Source organism: Pedobacter sp. BAL39 (assembly GCF_000170795.1).
GTDB lineage: Bacteria > Bacteroidota > Bacteroidia > Sphingobacteriales > Sphingobacteriaceae > Pedobacter.
Map to the genome: position 1 here is coordinate 1 of NZ_ABCM01000031.1, position 17,610 is coordinate 17,610.

The 17,610-nt window shown below is 41.0% G+C and carries 15 protein-coding genes and 1 pseudogene; 6 read left to right on the forward strand and 10 right to left on the reverse strand.

Going from position 1 to position 17,610, the window contains the following annotated elements:
- Positions 1-671: 671 nt before the first annotated feature.
- The 5 genes and pseudogenes from PBAL39_RS23425 (at position 672) to PBAL39_RS23440 (ending at position 5,162) form a co-directional block, all read left to right on the forward strand.
- On the forward strand, positions 672-938 hold the full coding sequence (locus PBAL39_RS23425; RefSeq protein ID WP_008246431.1) for a hypothetical protein: 267 nt from the start codon (positions 672-674) through the stop codon (positions 936-938).
- A complete protein-coding gene (locus PBAL39_RS23430; protein WP_008246433.1) occupies positions 935-2,350 on the forward strand; it encodes a hypothetical protein in 1,416 nt (471 codons plus the stop codon). The genes PBAL39_RS23425 and PBAL39_RS23430 overlap by 4 nt, the downstream gene beginning before the upstream one ends.
- Before the next feature lie 211 nt (positions 2,351-2,561).
- A pseudogene (locus tag PBAL39_RS23435) lies at positions 2,562-3,314 on the forward strand (IS256 family transposase).
- A gap of 92 nt (positions 3,315-3,406) precedes the next feature.
- Positions 3,407-3,685 carry a transposase gene (locus PBAL39_RS25960; RefSeq protein WP_008246439.1) on the forward strand — a complete coding sequence of 93 codons (279 nt, stop codon included), beginning with the start codon at positions 3,407-3,409 and terminating at the stop codon, positions 3,683-3,685.
- Positions 3,686-4,001: 316 nt separating this feature from the next.
- A complete protein-coding gene (locus tag PBAL39_RS23440; RefSeq protein ID WP_008246440.1) occupies positions 4,002-5,162 on the forward strand; it encodes a hypothetical protein in 1,161 nt (386 codons plus the stop codon).
- Positions 5,163-5,242: 80 nt separating this feature from the next.
- Here the strand turns inward: PBAL39_RS23440 and PBAL39_RS23445 are convergent, their stop codons facing one another.
- The 9 genes from PBAL39_RS23445 to rpsT form a co-directional block, all read right to left on the reverse strand.
- Positions 5,243-6,601, reverse strand: coding sequence for a hypothetical protein (locus PBAL39_RS23445; RefSeq protein WP_008246442.1), 1,359 nt, complete (start codon positions 6,599-6,601; stop codon positions 5,243-5,245).
- Between the two features lie 96 nt (positions 6,602-6,697).
- Entirely contained in the window at positions 6,698-9,556 is a 2,859-nt protein-coding gene (locus PBAL39_RS23450; RefSeq protein WP_008246452.1) for a TonB-dependent receptor, read from the reverse strand.
- A gap of 112 nt (positions 9,557-9,668) precedes the next feature.
- Positions 9,669-10,178 (reverse strand): DUF962 domain-containing protein, encoded by a 510-nt coding sequence (locus PBAL39_RS23455; protein ID WP_008246454.1) that lies wholly within the window; start codon positions 10,176-10,178, stop codon positions 9,669-9,671.
- A gap of 103 nt (positions 10,179-10,281) precedes the next feature.
- A complete protein-coding gene (gene rny, locus PBAL39_RS23460; protein WP_008246472.1) occupies positions 10,282-11,844 on the reverse strand; it encodes a ribonuclease Y in 1,563 nt (520 codons plus the stop codon).
- 309 nt (positions 11,845-12,153) lie between these two features.
- Entirely contained in the window at positions 12,154-12,444 is a 291-nt protein-coding gene (locus PBAL39_RS23465) for a cell division protein ZapA (protein WP_008246473.1), read from the reverse strand.
- A gap of 32 nt (positions 12,445-12,476) precedes the next feature.
- Positions 12,477-12,767 (reverse strand): hypothetical protein, encoded by a 291-nt coding sequence (locus PBAL39_RS23470; RefSeq protein WP_008246474.1) that lies wholly within the window; start codon positions 12,765-12,767, stop codon positions 12,477-12,479.
- A gap of 50 nt (positions 12,768-12,817) precedes the next feature.
- Positions 12,818-15,217 (reverse strand): phenylalanine--tRNA ligase subunit beta, encoded by a 2,400-nt coding sequence (gene pheT / locus PBAL39_RS23475; protein WP_008246475.1) that lies wholly within the window; start codon positions 15,215-15,217, stop codon positions 12,818-12,820.
- Positions 15,218-15,292: 75 nt separating this feature from the next.
- Positions 15,293-15,991, reverse strand: a complete 699-nt coding sequence (gene radC / locus PBAL39_RS23480) for a DNA repair protein RadC (RefSeq protein ID WP_008246476.1) — start codon at positions 15,989-15,991, stop codon at positions 15,293-15,295.
- Positions 15,992-16,049: 58 nt separating this feature from the next.
- Complete coding sequence (gene rpsT, locus PBAL39_RS23485; RefSeq protein WP_008246477.1) at positions 16,050-16,304, reverse strand: 30S ribosomal protein S20; 255 nt, start codon at positions 16,302-16,304, stop codon at positions 16,050-16,052.
- A gap of 336 nt (positions 16,305-16,640) precedes the next feature.
- On the opposite strand from rpsT, the gene purN reads away from it, so the two are divergent.
- Positions 16,641-17,219, forward strand: coding sequence for a phosphoribosylglycinamide formyltransferase (gene purN, locus PBAL39_RS23490; RefSeq protein ID WP_039867600.1), 579 nt, complete (start codon positions 16,641-16,643; stop codon positions 17,217-17,219).
- Positions 17,220-17,246: 27 nt separating this feature from the next.
- Here the strand turns inward: purN and PBAL39_RS25865 are convergent, their stop codons facing one another.
- Positions 17,247-17,600, reverse strand: coding sequence for a hypothetical protein (locus PBAL39_RS25865; protein ID WP_039867591.1), 354 nt, complete (start codon positions 17,598-17,600; stop codon positions 17,247-17,249).
- Positions 17,601-17,610 lie beyond the last annotated feature (10 nt).

The following is a 17,610-nucleotide window of genomic DNA, read 5'->3' on the forward strand; positions in this document are numbered from 1 at the left end:
CGGGTCACAATGGAAAGTATGAAGCTATTATAAACTCTCTGACAGCTTAAAAAACAAAACACCAACTAAACGATTGGCTCTACTATCAGCTTATCAGAAAAACAGCACAGGCCATCAGCCCTAAGAAAGACAAGTAAGTGGTATGAGACAAAAGAAAGGTATAGATTACCTGATGCGTTTTACACGATATGCTTTCTTATACGAGGATGATAGCGAAAATTTCGGCAAGGAAAAACTGCTCTCACCAGAAGAGACGCTCTTCGCTGATCACAGTGATTGCGATGATCGGGCTGCACTTTTTTTTATCTGGTAAAAAAAAATTATAATCTTCCGATGATCGCGCTGTTATATCCCACTCATATCACCATGGCCGTTCAGTTTGATAAACCTGTTGGTTCACCAATTATATACAACGGTAAAACTTACTCTGTTTGCGAGCCAACCCGCAAAAAGAAAACCTCAATATTGTACAGATTTCTACGAATCTCAAAAACACTCCTTACAAGGTTGTTTATACCTACAATTCGGAAATAAAAAAACCTTAGAAATTAACAAACAATATAGAAATAATAATTATCAAACATTAAATAAACATGGGGGTGGTATTTTCAAAAATGAAAACTACATTCCCAATAACGCTCTTTTCAAGGAAAATTGCGTTTTTAATTTGCATGAGCAGCTGTATTGTCTTTTCTTCATGTCAAAAAGACGATGGACAACCAACCCCCGAATCAAACGAAACATCACAGGCAATCTTCAAAGTCGAAGACAAATACCTGATCAGATTCCTCTCCACTAATCTCAATGTGCCTATTGAAGAGATTAAGTTCAACAGTGATAAGACCTCCATACTCGTTTACAGTAATCAATTAGATCGTGCCGAAATGGAGCAATTATACCTGGATGCTAATGAATACCATTTAAATTACGGAAAATGAAAAACAAACAAATATTGAAATCATGCATACTTATCTGCTGCATCTTATCCCTTACCATAGTAAAGTTAAAAGCAGACGTCAGTACAACAGGTTTTAAAATTCCCCCTTCATACTTAGTTTCAGGTACATTGAATGTACCTAACCCAACACTTAAAACAGCATTTAAGTTCGAAGTAACATTCATGAGAAATCTGCTTTCAACTGGGGGATATGAAGATGTCACAAACGCAACTGTGACGTTGGTATACTCAAACTGTGGTCAATGTGGCAATTATACAGCAGTTTCAACTCCAAGACAATTACAAAACTCAGATTTCACGACAGCATCAGGCCTTCCAAAAGCAAATGCCACTCTTTCTCTTGACTCAGAGCTACCAGCTAACCTTGTAACCCCTGGTAACCCAGGAACTCTATACGTCAGGTTAAAATACTTTGACAGCAATCAAAATAAAGAGCTGATCATTTACACAAATGCTTCAATAAATGTAAGTATATCGCCCGCTTGGATTAGTCCAGAAATCCTAAACATAATCAGTAACATGGATTTCGCGACCGATGACGCCACAGCCACCGGCAACTATTATCTAGTCGAGCAAGACATTATGTTACTCAAAGATTATGTAAACTTCTATAGTAGTAACAAACCCATAATTCCCATTGCCAACCATAATATAAATATTTTAATTGGACAGGAATTATTCTCGAACTCAATCTGGTACGACGCAATATATCGTGCCGTCATGGCCTGGAATTCTATGCCTAACAATGATATCAAACTGAATTTGATAAAAAATGCACCAAATTTCGCGCAACCCCAACAAATTGATGTCAGAGTCACCGAGTCGTCAAGTCTGAATAAGGTACCAGTGATATCCGAGTTCCCAAGTAATGACGGCAAGCCCGGTCGTCGCATCCTTTTCAACTCGAACTTTAGGTATTTATCTAATAATTCGACTGTTTCTTTAGATCAGGCGACATGGAATTTCGTACAGGCAATAGGACATTGCCTTGGATTGCGACATGCTCCCGATCAAATGTCTGTAATGAGAGGTGGCACCGCAGGAAGTTCGTACAATAACAACCTGAACTCGACCTATGATACACAAACAATTAGCGCCTTATTTCCGAAAAATGCGACTAGCCAAGTAACTCCTTTCATCTCAGGTTTAGATAAACTTCGTCCAATGGAGTCTGCTAATTATGAGATAAGCTACACAGAATTCAACTTAAATTATTCTTGGAAAGTCATAGGAATAAATGGCACCAACTATTTAGAGAACTACGACTACATCCAAGGATCAAAATTGCCAGAGGTTTATTTTCCTGCTGGAAACTATCAGATACAATGTACGATAACGGGAGGTAAATACAATGGCAGCGTAATGGCCACAAAAAACATTATAGTTAATTAAAAGCGCTTCATAAATGACTCGGAAAGACCCGCTCGCATTTATGAGCGGGTCTTTCTGAGTCATTTCTTCGTATAAAGATATACATAGGTCTTTAAGGGAAGAAAATCAGAACTTTAAGTACAGTCATATGGAAGAGAACAAGTTAGGTTTACCAAAGGACTTTTTCAAGCAGTTTAACTCCAAGGAACAGTTTCAGGAATTCTTTCAGGAAATGTTCAAACAAGGAGTCAATGAAATGCTCCAGGGAGAGCTCGATGATCACCTGGGATATGAGAAACATGCTCCGGAAGGCAGCGGCAGCGGTAACTCCCGTAATGGTTTTAGCAGTAAAAAGGTGAAGAGTGAAACTCTGGGTGATGTGGTATTATCAATTCCACGTGACCGCAATGCCAGCTTCGAACCTAGGCTGATCCCCAAGCAACAGCGTATGAGCGAGCAGATCGAGCAAAGTATCATTGGTATGTATTCACGGGGGATGAGCACCCGTGATATCGAAGATCAGATCCCTGAAATGTATGGTGTTGAAATATCTGAAAGTACAGTTTCTACCATTACCAGCAGGGTTTTGGAAATGATTAAGGAGTAGCAGTCTCGTCCTCTGGAACCTGTTTATTTTATCTGCTGGATGGATGGAATACAGTTCAAGGTACGCCACAACGGGAAGGTGGTAAGCAAATGCATTTACCTGGTCATTGGCCTAGAGAATGATGGGTTAAAAGAGATTCTGGGCATGTGGATCAACGAAACTGAGAGTGCATCACTGTGGCTCAGCGTGCTCACAGACCTGCGTGCACGCGGTGTAAACGACATCCTGATTGCATGTACAGATAACTTGACTGGCTTCACCAAGGCCATTGCTGAAGTGTTCCCACAAACTATAACTCAGCTTTGCGTTGTACACAGATTCGTAATAGCTGTAAATATGTGGTCTGGAAAGAGCGCAAGGAGTTCTCTGCCGATTTAAAGCTAATCTATGCTGCAGTGAATAAAGATGCCGCCAGAGCAGCCCTGGACGATTTTACAGCAAAGTGAAAAAGCAAATATGGCTACGCCACCCTGAGCTGGGAAAAGAATTGGGATGAGCTCACCAGCTATTTCGAGTTTCCTCTGGAGATCCGTAAAATCATCTATACAACCAACGTAATTGAAAGCCTGAACAGTGGCATAAGGAAATTCACGAAGGCTAAAAACCTGTTCCCTGACGATCAGGCTGCCCTAAAGGCCGTCTATTTATCGGTGATGAACATCCAAAAAAAATGGACAATGCCGGTGAGGGATTGGGGTAAGATTATTAACCAGTTTAGTATTATATTTGAAAATAGATGTCTTCTTTAAATTCAGTACGGTTGACCATTTACACAAAATTCCCAGCCTCAATAAAATACAAAAGAGCTCGGACATCCATCTGAGCTCCTTCTGATCAACTAAACCTAAACGTATAAATACTAACCAAATATTTATGACGCAAAAGTAAGCTGATCATATTAAGTACCTGTTAACATCTCATTATCATAAAATTATATCCGACTAAAACTTAATGTACGCTCAATGCTAATTCTACGTATATTTAATATTACCAGAATATAAATTAATCCGTACAATCATGGGCCGTCTGCTAAAAATATGCGGTACATTATTACTCCTTCTTTTGATGACTAAGTCATCGGAAGGCCAGGATAATGGTTTCGATACCAGCTTCGAATTTTACAATGAAACATTTAACCTGACAATTGATTCTTCGATTATCATAGGTAAGCAGGACAGTCTATCAGAAGCCTATATCCGTTCAAGCTATCAAAGAGTCAACAATGGGAGATATGAGAGCATCATAGACGCTCTAACTGCCTATAAAACGAAACACCAACTAAACGACTGGCTCTACTATCAGCTCATCAGAAAAACTGCCCAGGCCATCAGTCCCAAGAAAGATAATTATGTCAGATACACATTTTACAAGTGGTTCCTGATGGGCAAGTCGGGATATGATGCAAGACTTACTATTGCAGACCGTAGAATCATCTTCTATGTTTACAATGATGAAGACATTTCAGACATTCCATTCTTGATTTACAAAGGAAAAAAATATATGTGCCTGAACCGCCATGACTATGCCTTCGCAGATCTCAACAAGATTCCACCAATAGGTATGATCAGTATACCGGAAGCGAAAGAGGCCTTCTCCTATAAGGTCACCAGGATGCCGGATTTCAGTCCATCAGATTACCGCGAAAAAGAACTGCAATTCAGTTATGAACACAAAACCTATCATTTCAACATCAAACTAAACTCCGATGTCGAGACATTGTTCGCAAACTATCCTGTAGTGGATTTTGAATCCTATTTCAACATTCCTCTCAGTAAAGAGACCTATGGATCATTAATTCCGCTACTTAAGAAGAATGTAAGTGGTATGAAACAAAAGAAAGGTATAGATTACCTGATGCGTTTTACAAGATATGCTTTCTTATATGAAGATGATAGCGAAAATTTCGGCAAGGAAAAACGGCTCTCACCAGAAGAGACGCTCTTCGCTGATCACAGTGATTGCGATGATCGGGCTGCACTTTTTTTTTATCTGGTAAAAGAAATTTATAATCTTCCGATGATCGCGCTGTTGTATCCCACTCATATCACCATGGCCGTTCAGTTTGATAAACCTGTTGGTTCACCAATTATATACAATGGTAAAACCTACTCTGTTTGCGAGCCAACACCGCAAAAAGAAAATCTTAATATTGGGCAAATCTCTACTAATTTAAAAGGGATTACCTACAAAGTGGTCTATGCTTATGAGCCTAGTTCAAGAAAGTGATATTCGTTATATGCCTCAAAAGCAACAAAGCTCTGCTTCCCTTATTGGAAGCAGAGCTTTGTAAACGAAACTATGATTGATTAGTAAACGTTAGTTTTTGGAGTCCAACTAGCCCATCCAGCAGTCCAGTTTGTACTTGTGCCCATAGCACCTACAAATGTCTCCTGAGTAAACCCAGTTGCAAGATCGCCTGTATATGCAGCTTTACCAAGTGCAACAGAATTTGAAGCTAAAAGCAAGTTAGGAGCGTCAAGTGAAATGCTGGTAATTCCAGCAGCTGCAGCATTAGCCAGCGTCACATTTCCAGCAGTTGTAGCAAATGCTCTCAAAGCAGCAGCATCAACAAATGCTGTTACTGAACTCATACCATAGTCTGCAGTGTTACCGAAAACAAGATTGTTTGATAAAATTGATCTTCCTTGTTTTAATTCAAGTGCAGGGAAGTCAGTATTGAATTCGACTGCATTTGTCCTGGCATTAACAATGATTGAATTAGCCAATACCATTCTGCTGTTTTGACCAAAATGTATACCTGCTCCATGGAAAGAAAGTGCATTTGTAGTACCAGGACCGATAAATGTAAAGTTTGACAATACAGGACGGGAATACAAACCACCTGTTACTGCTCCCTTATTCTCAAGCTCTATACCTCTTGAAGTACCAATTAAATCTGCTAAAAGAGGATCTTTAATTGAGATACCATATTGAAGTTTACCTGTAAAACCTTGATCAAAGTCAAAATCATCATCTACACCTCTATATGCAATTAAATGCGTTGCATTAACAGTACCACCGAAGAATTCAAATGAATCATCTCCTCCGTAGGATACCTGTACGTGATGAATAGTTGTACCACTACCTACACCGCAAAGAGTCAAACCATTAATCTCTTTATCTTTTTCAATAGCAAGGCCTGAAAATTCTATCCTTACATAAGTAAAACTTCCGGAGTTATCGTTTGCAACAGTACCACCGTAACTTGCAACACCTGTACCCAAAGAACCACCTTCATATAACGCAGTTCCATCAGCAGTGTTTACAGTCGACTTACCACAGATAATAACACCAGCCCAATCACCTTCTTTTCTTTCATTAACAGGTCTATCTGAAGTAAAGATAACAGGATTAGTGGCCGTTCCATTAGCATAGATTTTACCACCTCTTTCAATGATCAGCGCACCTTTACTAGAAGTCTCGCCTTTGATAACTGTACCAGCAGGGATCTCAATAGAAGCTCCATCCATCACTCGCACATAACCGCTTAGCACATATGTTTTATTAGCGTCGAGCTTGGTCGCTGTAGTAATTTGACCTTTAAGGACAACGGATTCTCCGTTAGAAGGTCCCTCTCCCTCAGAAGAATCCTTACTACATGCTGCTAAGCCCAATACTGCCATGAACAGTGCAGAAAAATAAATTTTGTTTCTTTTGAAATTCATAATAATGTTATTATTTAATGTTATAAAATTAGATTTTGAGTATTAGTCGGTTATTAAATCAGTATTATTTAATTGTTAACTATAAACAGATTTTGATTAGAACTTATATCCAAATGATAGTGAAAATGTCCTGCCGTAAGCCACTGAATTAATCAGCTGATCCTGCGAAAAAGCATACTTTTTATTATCATCTAAATCCTGATAAAAATTAGCATCGCTATCAAGGATATTACTCACGTTCAACTTAAGCTCTGCTTTATTTTTAATAAGTTTTTTCGAGACCTGAAAATCCAGGATATTACGCGGAGCTTCGTATACATCTGGATAATCCGCTTTAAAACTACCCTCCGTATATCTTCCAAATCCTACAATAGCAAGCCTTCTACCTGTTCTATTAAACAGAACACTTCCTTGCCAGCCAGATTTTTCAGAAGCGTATTGCAAGCTGGTATTGATAATATATGGAGACTGTCCTTGTAAAGGTCGCTTGTCCTTAATAGTAATCTCATTTGATCCAAAACTCACTTCTGATTTTATGAGAGCAAGATTTCCGCTTATAGTAAAAGCTTTGAACAAATCCGATGATTGGTTAAGGAATGATAAGTTATGACGAACTTCCAACTCTACTCCCGCTATATTAGCATCTGGCGCGTTGATATAGGTAAGTGATTTACTGGCTGCCGTAGACCCCGATAGGATACCATTTTCTATAGCGTTAGAAAGTTTTTTGTAAAAAGCAGAGACTGAAAGTAGTTGTCCGGCAGCTGGATAAAATTCATATCGCAAATCCACATTATTGATACTTGTGCGTTTCAAATCAGGATTACCAACTTTAACCGTACCTGTCACAAAGTCGTAAAATGTAAATGGTGCAAGTTCCCTGAATTGTGCGCGGGCAACAGTATTTGAATAACTAAGCCTAAGGTTGGTTTTCTCTGTAAGCTCATAGGTAAGGTTGAGTGAAGGCAAAAAGTCCAGATAGTTATTGTCAATATTTACGGGGCCACTATTATCACGTGTGTCTAGTTTCTCAATATAGTTCTCGACTCTTAGACCATATGTCGCTTTCAGCTTATTAAAGAAAACATTATTCATCATTAAGTAACCTGCATTGAGGTCAGCTGTTCCATCGTACTGATTTTGAGGATTGGTAATATCATCAATATAGAACCGATCCGCCGCTATATTCTCGGGAGCAAAGATCTGATCCTGAGGAAGAGTAAACAAAGAGTTGTCCGATACGTTGTTAATGTATCCTAGTACCCTGGCCTTCACTCCTCTTTCTTTATATTGCTTAACAAATCCAATTTTAAACAGTTGAGATTTATCAAGCCAGTTAAAAGGCAAGGAGTAATTCAATGCTCCAGAATAAATATGCTCATTCAGGTCACTGTAAAACCTTCCTGCAGACGATGAAGTGGCACCACGCGGCACACCGGCTTCATATGGAACATTGTCGTTATCAATATCAGCCAAAGCCTTTGCATAGATAATCCTTCTCAAATCAGGTTGATCATTCGTCATACTGGTATAAGCAAGGTTCCAATTTAATTTTGCTTTACTCTTATTGCTAATTACATGATCTCCTTCCAATACAGTATTTATCAAAGACTTTTCATTGACCTCCATTTGGGAAACCTGCTGTGCAGCTGCTAAATCATAAATACCTGATCTCCTGAGGTAGTTATCTTCGAAAGATTGATTAAAAATGTTCTTAAGTGAAATCTTAGTATTACCCTTTATATAAGAGAAATTTGCAAGGGCTGCTAATGAGCTGTTGTAATTAAAATACTCATCATTGTATTCAAAAAGTGAAGTACCTCTGCCTGTGGAAAAATCAACCTCATTGTAATCATTTCTCTTTTCCTTTGAAATTGCATATGAATTCCTATAGGTTGCAGAAACAATTAAACCAAACTTGCCATCATTTTTTAATTGATAGGAATTCCCGAAAATCAGTTGTAAATTTTGCGTCGGTAAAGCTTTACCCAAATTTGAGACACCCCAATTGTTCTCAAATCCTTTACTATAATTAACCCTCTCACTTAAACTTGAATTTACAAACCGCTCACGAGAAGAAGGAAAGTTCGACGGCAAGTCTCTGGAAGAAGATCCGAAACCCAAGAACTCAAGCCCACTCTTCTTTTGCCCATAAAAATCAGAAAATGTAGATATGCTGTTATAACCAACTCCATAACTCAACTCAAGCGTTTTGGTATTAGGAAAGTCTTTAGTCTTAATCTGCACCGCACCTCCACTAAAATCTCCGGGAAGATCTGGCGTAGCTGTCTTATTGATTACAACGTTATCGATAAGATTCGAAGGAATGACGTCAAAGGAGAATGCTTTCCGATCTGCTTCGGAACTCGGAAGTGGTGAGTTGTTCAATAAAGCGGTGTTATAACGATCACTCAATCCACGGACGATAACGAATTTATTATCCTGAACACTTGCTCCACTTACTCTTTTCAGTACTTCACCCGTATTTCTGTCAGGCGACCGCTTAATAATCTCCGAAGAGATACCGTCCGAGATCGCCGCACTGTTTTTTTGTTGTGCGTATAAGGCGTTTACACTCTCTTGTTTAAAACTCCCCTGTATCACAACTTCATTTAGCTTTTGGCCTGTAGATTCTTCCAGAACCAAATCAACAACGGTTGCCTTATTTGCCTTTACATCAATATCGGTAATATTCTTACTTGCGTAACCTACATAAGAGGCTTCAATTGTATATTTCCCAGGGGTCAGTGCACCGATAACATATCCCCCTTCTACATCTGTAGATGTACCTTTACTTGTACCTTTAATTTTTACCGTAACGCCGATCAGCGTCTCCCCGGTTTTTTTATCAGAAACTTTACCAGAAATTTTGCCCGTCTGAGCAAACACTGCAGAGCCAATAATTACGAATAATGCCGTAATTAATGCCTTTTTAAGATTTAGTTGTGATTTCAATTTTGCCTTTATTAATTTGAGACAAAGCTATTACCACAATGTTAGGTATATGTTAGATGTGAATTACCTTTCCTTTACCTAAGTGTTAACTGAATGTTAACACCTTTTGGAATCAATATTTTACCTTCATTTTTTGGCAGATGAAGCGCAATAACCAGAGCGGGCCGATTAACAGGAATTTAACATCATCTAAAAACGATGGTTTCTTACCTTCGACCTTATGACCGATAAATTGACCTACCCAGGCCAGCACAAAAATCACCAGACAGGTCAGCCATAATGCAGGTCCGCCCGCTGCCTGCCAGTACTCCAGCTGAACAATACCATAAGAAGCAGCAAAGACAAACAGCAGCATAAAATAAGACATCACCGCAGACAACCGGTAATAATAATATACTGCAAAAGCAATCAGAAAAGAAGCCCAGTTTACAAAACCGTTATAAGCACCTAAAAACTCCAATTGAGGAAAAGGAATTGCCCAGACCAAACCCAGCAGGCTGAAAACGATCAATGGTACACAGATCCAGTGGATCAATTTATTCGTGCTGTTCTGATGGCTTTCACCATACTGATCCAGCAATACATCAATTTCTCTTTTCGCTTCTACTTTGGTCTTGCTCATGTTCAATCTGTCAGACCTGCCTGAATGCGACAGAATCTGCTGTAAAAATAAAAAAAGCGATGGAATAATCCACCGCTTTAAATTTTATCATCTTTAAAAGATTCTATTTCGCAAAGGCTACAGACCTGGTTTCCCTGATCACCGTCACCTTAATCTGACCGGGATAAGTCATTTCCGTCTGGATCCTGTTTGAGATGTCTGCGGCAAGTAATTCTGCCTGCTGATCGGTCACCCTTTCACTCTCTACCACTACCCTCAGTTCTCTACCTGCCTGAATCGCAAAAGTCTTTTCTACACCAGGGTAAGAAAGCGCCAGCTCCTCCAGCTCCTTCAGGCGTTTGATATAACTTTCCACTACCTCACGGCGGGCACCCGGACGGGCACCAGAAATCGCATCACAAGCCTGAATGATCGGTGAGATCATTGACGTCATCTCAATCTCGTCGTGGTGAGCACCAATGGCATTGCAAATTTCAGGATGCTCCTTATATTTCTCTGCCAGCTGCATTCCTAAAATTGCGTGAGGCAACTCCGGATTGTCATCAGGCACCTTACCTATATCGTGTAACAGACCGGCGCGTTTTGCCATCTTTGCATTCAGGCCAAGTTCTGCCGCCATCGTTGCACAGAAATTGGCTACCTCACGTGAGTGATGTAACAAGTTCTGTCCGTAAGAAGAACGGTAACGCATACGTCCTACCATCCGGATCAGCTCAGGGTGTAAACCATGAATCCCCAGATCAATAACAGTACGCTCGCCGATCTCTACAATCTCATCTTCAATCTGCTTCTTGGTTTTTGCCACCACCTCCTCAATACGAGCAGGGTGGATACGTCCATCCGTTACCAAACGGTGTAACGCCAAACGTGCAATTTCCCTTCTTACCGGGTCAAATCCCGACAGGATGATTGCCTCAGGGGTATCATCAACAATGATCTCAATTCCTGTAGCGGCTTCCAGCGCACGGATGTTACGCCCTTCCCTACCAATTACACGTCCTTTGATCTCATCACTCTCAATGTGAAAGATAGATACCGTGTTTTCAATAGCAGCCTCAACAGCAGTACGCTGAATGGTCTGGATCACCACCTTTTTAGCTTCTTTAGTTGCCGTCAGCTTTGCCTCATCTACGATGTCCTTCACCTGAATCATCGCCTGAGTTCTGGCCTCCTGCTTCATGTTCTCTACCAGCTGCGCTTTTGCCTCATCAGCACTCAGTCCGGCAATGGTCTCCAGCTGTTTCACATGCTGATTTTTCAGCACATCAACTTCTTCCTGTTTCTTGATCGCTACTTCGGTCTGTTTCTCCAGGTTTTTCTTGTGGTTATCCAGCTCCTGCTCCTTGCGGTTCATGTTCTCCAGACGCTGGTTTACAGATTGCTCTTTCTGCTTGATGGCGTTTTCACGCTGACTGATCTGGTTATTCTTGCTGTTAACCTCCTGCTCATGCTCCGATTTCAACTGCAAAAACTTCTCTTTAGCTTCTAGTAAACGATCCTTCTTCAGGATCTCTGCTTTACTTTCCGCATCTTTAAGCATCTTCTTCACTTTCGTCTGTGCAGCAATCTCCTGCTTTTTCAGCAAGTCGCGCAGCAGATACCTGCCTACGACAATACCAACTGCAAGGCCGGCAAGTACATATCCAATTATTCCTACTATTTCCATTGTGTTAATTCATCTGTATTTATATATGCTCTTTACGTGCCCCCTGATGCATCTCATGCTCAAAAGCCCACGGATATCCCAAATTTTGTTAAAAAAAAACCGCAACTAATTCAATAAGTCTCATGTATTCAAAACCTCAACTGTTACATAATTAGAATTTAAGTCATTTTCAGGTGCAATAAATGCAGATGAAATACACCCTCTTAATTCTATAAATATTGAAGTGTTAAGTTTTTTAAATAGTGAAACCCACAAATTTAGCTGCGGCTATATCATTGTGCTAATCTTAACTGTATATAAAGAACGATCCTATCTGGAAAAAAAATCATTTAATAAACTATCCAATTCCTCTACCTTTTCAGCTACCGCAGAATCCTGGTTCTGCACCTTATTCTCTACCTTCAATGCCGCCGTTGCATAATGCAATATCGCCATCGAAAGTAAATCCTGCTTATCTCTGACCGCATAGTTTTCCTGATAGTCCTTTATGCGCTCATTAATCATCTTCGCTGCCCGCCTCACAATTTCCTCCTCTTCCATATTCACCTTCAAAGGATAGATACGGTCGGAAATAGTTATTTTTATCGAGATTTCTCCCATTTCTTAGCTTAGTTTCACTTTGTTTGTACTCCTTATTTCTTAAGCAATACCACACACTTATCTATTTCACGCACAAAATCGTTAATTTTTTGCTTTATATCAAGAGTCTTTTCACTTGTACCCTCAATACTTTTCGCTAATTTCAATACGCGCAGCTTCTCATCGAGCTCTAAGCTCTTATTCTGAGCCGTTTGCAGCGCCGCTTTTGTAGATTGATTTTCCTGCTTTAATAAGTCGTTTTCCTCCTGTAAGGCGTTGCAAAGCTCGATTACTCGCGCAGTTTTCTGCAATACGGAACTTAATTGATCAGCAACCGAAGACATGTTATTAAAGTTTGTTTATTAATCTAAATTATTTCTTTTAACCGAAAAAATTATTTTCTTATTTCCGCTTTTGCGTGCTGTGCTAAGTTATAAATAATCTTTTGCATCACCGAATCAATTTGCTTGTCGGTCAAGGTCTGCTCCTCATCCAGCAGGGTAAAGTTCAGGGCATACGATTTCTTCCCCTCAGGAAGTTTATCGCCTACATACACATCAAACACCTGGATGTTTTTAATCAGCTTTTTCTCCGTCTTGTAAGCGATGGTTTTCAATTGATCAAAAGTCACTTCCGTATCTACCAGCATTGATAAATCTCTCCTCACAGACGGATATTTTGACACCTCCTTATTCACAATCTTGTTTTTCCTCACGATGTCCAGCAACAAGGCCCAGTCAAAGTCGGCATAAAAAACATCCCTGTCTACATCCGCCTTCTTGCGGTCTGCCAGCGTAGCCGCTCCAAAGCTCACAATCGCCTTATCGCCCCTGTAGTATTTCAGTCCATAAGCGAAATCTTCATTGTTCAGCTCTTCCGACTGGTAGTTGCCAATACCCATCCTGCCAATGATGCCATCCACCACCGCTTTCAGATGATAGAAGCTCACCGGCGTTACCTTCTGGTTCCACTGCTCTGCAGCCTGATTACCGGACAACAACACCAATAGCCTTGGCCGCTCCACATATTTATCATTGATCAGGTGATAAGTTTTACCGAACTCATAAAACTTCACATCTGTCGTTCTTCTATTCTGATTGTAGGCCACACTTTCCAATGCCGGCATCAGCAGGCTCTGACGCATCACATTCAGCTCCACACTCAACGGATTCAGGATCTCGACCGCCTCGGCAGGATTTTTTGAGTATGCCGACTTCGTCAGTGAGTTGCACCAGATCTCTAAAAACCCGTTCGCAGTAAGCATGTCTGCAATGACATGTTGCGTTTGCTCCGGATTCGGCTTCTGACCATAAGACAATGAAGCGTTCACTTTAGTTGGAATTGCAATATTATTGTATCCATGGATGCGCAACACCTCTTCGGTGATGTCTACCTCACGGGTTACATCAACCTTGTAGCTGGGCACCTGAAGTGATAAGCCTGCCTCAGTTTCAGCAACGACCTTAATCCCAAGCGCAACCAGTATCTCTTTAATCTCTGTATTCGGAATGGTTGCTCCGATCAAACGGTTGATGTTATCATAATTGACCTCCACATCAAACGGAGCAACTGGTGAAGGATAAATATCTGAAACAGCGGAAGAGATGGTTCCACCAGCAATTTCCTGAATCAGCAAGGCCGCACGCTGCAAAGCAAAAATGGTCATCTCCGGATCTGTACCACGCTCAAAACGGAACGATGCATCGGTCTTCAGACCAAAACGCTTCGACGTCTTGCGCACAGATTTCGCATCGAAATACGCACTTTCAAGAAAGACATTGCTTGTACCTTCTGTCACTCCGGAATGAATTCCTCCAAACACACCGGCAATACACATCGGCTCCTCTGCATCACAGATCATCAGGTCTTCTGAGGATAGGGTACGCGTTACACCATCCAGCGTCACAAACGGCGTTCCCTCCGCACACTTCTTCACCAGGACCTGCCCTCCCTTAATCAGATCCTGATCAAAAGCATGCAGCGGCTGTCCAAGTTCATGCAAAACATAGTTCGTAATGTCAACGATATTATTGATTGGACGAATGCCGATCACCTTCAGCTGATTCTGCAGCCATTCTGGTGATGTTGCAACTTTTACTCCGGTAATAGAGACACTGCTGTACCTCGGACAAGCCTCTGTATCCATCACCTGAACATTAATATTTCCGTTTCCTTCAGCTCCTTTAAATGCACTAACATCGGGCAACGTCAGCGGTAGCCGAAGATAAGCAGCTAAATCTCTGGCCACACCCAAATGAGAAGCTGCATCAGCTCTGTTTGGAGTCAACCCAATCTCGAAAAGATAATCATCTTCCAGGTTGAAATAAGTTTTTGCAGCAAGCCCGATCTGCGTATCTTCCGGCAACACCATGATGCCTGCATGGGAACCACCCAGACCAATCTCATCCTCCGCACAGATCATACCTTCTGAAACCTCCCCACGGATCTTTGACTTATTGATTTTGAAAGGCTCACCTTCATTGGGATGCACAGTAGTGCCAACAACAGCCACCACTACCTTCTGCCCTTCAGCAACATTTGGTGCCCCGCACACAATCTGTAAATTTTCTGCAGCGCCAACATTTACCGTGGTCACCCTTAAACGGTCAGCATTCGGATGCTGTACGCAGCTTAATACATGGCCAATCACCAAACCTTCCAGACCACCGGCAACTGCCTGCACGGTTTCTACACTTTCCACCTCCAGACCGATATCAGTCAGGATCAGGGATAATGCCGCAGGAGTTTGATCAGTTTTCAGAAATTGCTTCAGCCAATTGTATGATATCTTCATGTTATATATTCAGTATAAAACGCAAAGATATAAAATATTGCCGTCGTAGTAAATGTTAAATCAACGCATCGGCGCTTAAATCAGGCCCTCATCGGTAAAACTAAAGCACATTTTATTGGTGACAATCAGGTGGTCGATCACCGGCAGGTCCAGCACCTTCCCTGCAGCAACGATCTTCTTGGTGATGCTCAGATCGTCAGCACTGGGTTTGCAGTTTCCGGATGGATGGTTGTGCGACAGGATAATCGCCGCAGCATTGTGCTCCAGCGCCGTCTTGAAGATGACCTTTGGATCTGCCACCGTACCAGACAAACCTCCCTTGCTGATCTGAAAATTGCCGATCACATGGTTGGCACGGTTCAACAACAGGATCCAGAACTCCTCATGTGTTAGGTCAGAAAATACAGGAAGCAACTGCTGATAACTATCTGCTGAACTCCGGATCTGCACCACCGCCTTCGCCTCAGTGTTCTTCCTCCGCCGCCCCAGTTCCAATGCCGCTACAATGGCAATGGCCTTGGCCTCTCCAATTCCCCTGAATGTCGATAGTTCTTTAACGGACAGGCGACCCAGCGCATCAAGGTCATTACCGCAAGAAGCAAGAATGCGCTTGCTTAGGTCGACCGCACTTTCGTCCTTGTTCCCGGAATTGATCAGGATGGCTACCAGCTCTGCATCCGTCAGATGCCTGCGCCCATGTTTCATGAGCTTCTCCCTGGGGCGGTCTGCTTCCGCCCAGTCTTTGATTACTATTTTCTGCTTATCGTATGCCATAAACAAAAAAACGGGATATGCTGATGCATACCCCGTCTATAATATTGTAAATATATACTTATTTTAAGCCATTAACAAATTTAGTCAACTTTGATTTGTTGTTAGCAGCTTTATTTTTGTGAATTACATTTTTCTTAGCCAACCGATCCAACATAGAGATTACTTTAGGAAGTAATTCCTGTCCTGTTTTTTTATCTTCAGCAGCACGTAACCTTTTGATAAAGGTACGGGTTGTTTTTGCCTGATATCTGTTACGTAAACGTTTAGTTGCGTTTGCTCTAATTCTTTTTAATGAAGATTTATGATTTGCCATTTTTCAATATTATATTATTCTTTTTAAAGACACCAGTACCGTTTTTTTCTTTGTTTGTTTAAAAAGAACAAACGCCTTAACTCACTATCAGCCTTTTTGTTTTCCTGTTTTTTCGGACTGCAAATATAGAACTAATGTTTTTAATATACAAAAGCAAATATAAATATTTTCATACCCAATACTTTTGACCCATTAAAAACAATTAAAATCTTTCTATAAATCGCTAAAATGCTATTTTTGACAAAAATACGATCCACATACAGCGCAGCAGATAGTAAAGCAGCAGGGCTGATGGCGATAAAAGAAAAACAAATCTCTCCTGAAAAACACCTACTGATGAAGAAACACATCGCCATATTCGCCTCGGGCTCCGGCTCCAATGCACAGAAAATCATGGAGCATTTTAAACGCAGCAATGAAGTGGAAATCTCATTGGTACTCACCAATAACCCTGATGCCTATGTTTTGCAGCGTGCGGACAACTTCGAAATCCCCACACATATCTTTGACAGAAATGAATTTTACCATACCCGTCACGTCATCGATCTGCTGAAAAATCTGGAAATCGACCTCATCGTTCTTGCCGGATTCCTATGGCTCATCCCAAAAGACCTTATTGCTGAGTATCCTGGAAGAATCATCAACATACACCCCGCCCTGCTCCCTAAATTTGGTGGCAAAGGCATGTACGGCGACAATGTCCATAAAGCGGTAATGGCTGCCGGTGAAACTGAAGGCGGCATTACCATTCATTATGTGGATGAAAATTATGACGAAGGCGAATTCATCTACCAGGCCAAATACCGCATCGACAAAGATGACAACCTGGAGATGATCAAATTCAAAGGCCAGCAGCTGGAACACAACCATTTCCCAAGAATTGTAGACACAATTATAAAGAAGATAAAAAAATAGGCGCAGATAGCTCTCAAAGCTGTTAATTTACTCCCGCTGGTCAATTATATATCTATATTTATGCTTTAATGCCTTGTATTCTGTTTGCAGCACACGGAAGGCTTTAGTATTTGGCATTGCTCCTCCAGTTTCCTCTAATATTTTAAGGTACTTGGCTTCTAATGCCTTAAAATGAAGGATGTCATTATCCGTTTTCTGCTGATTTATGATTTCCTGCCTTGTCATCGCAGTGCCGTTTACATTCCCCAGATAGACGCTATCGGAGATTTCTGTTCCGTCAGCACTTCTGAAACACATATAGACTTCCATGGGCTCATTCGCATAGTCTTTATGTAGTGGGATGAAAAGCTCAGCATCTTTCCTTCTGGCAGCATTAAACATGGGGATAGAT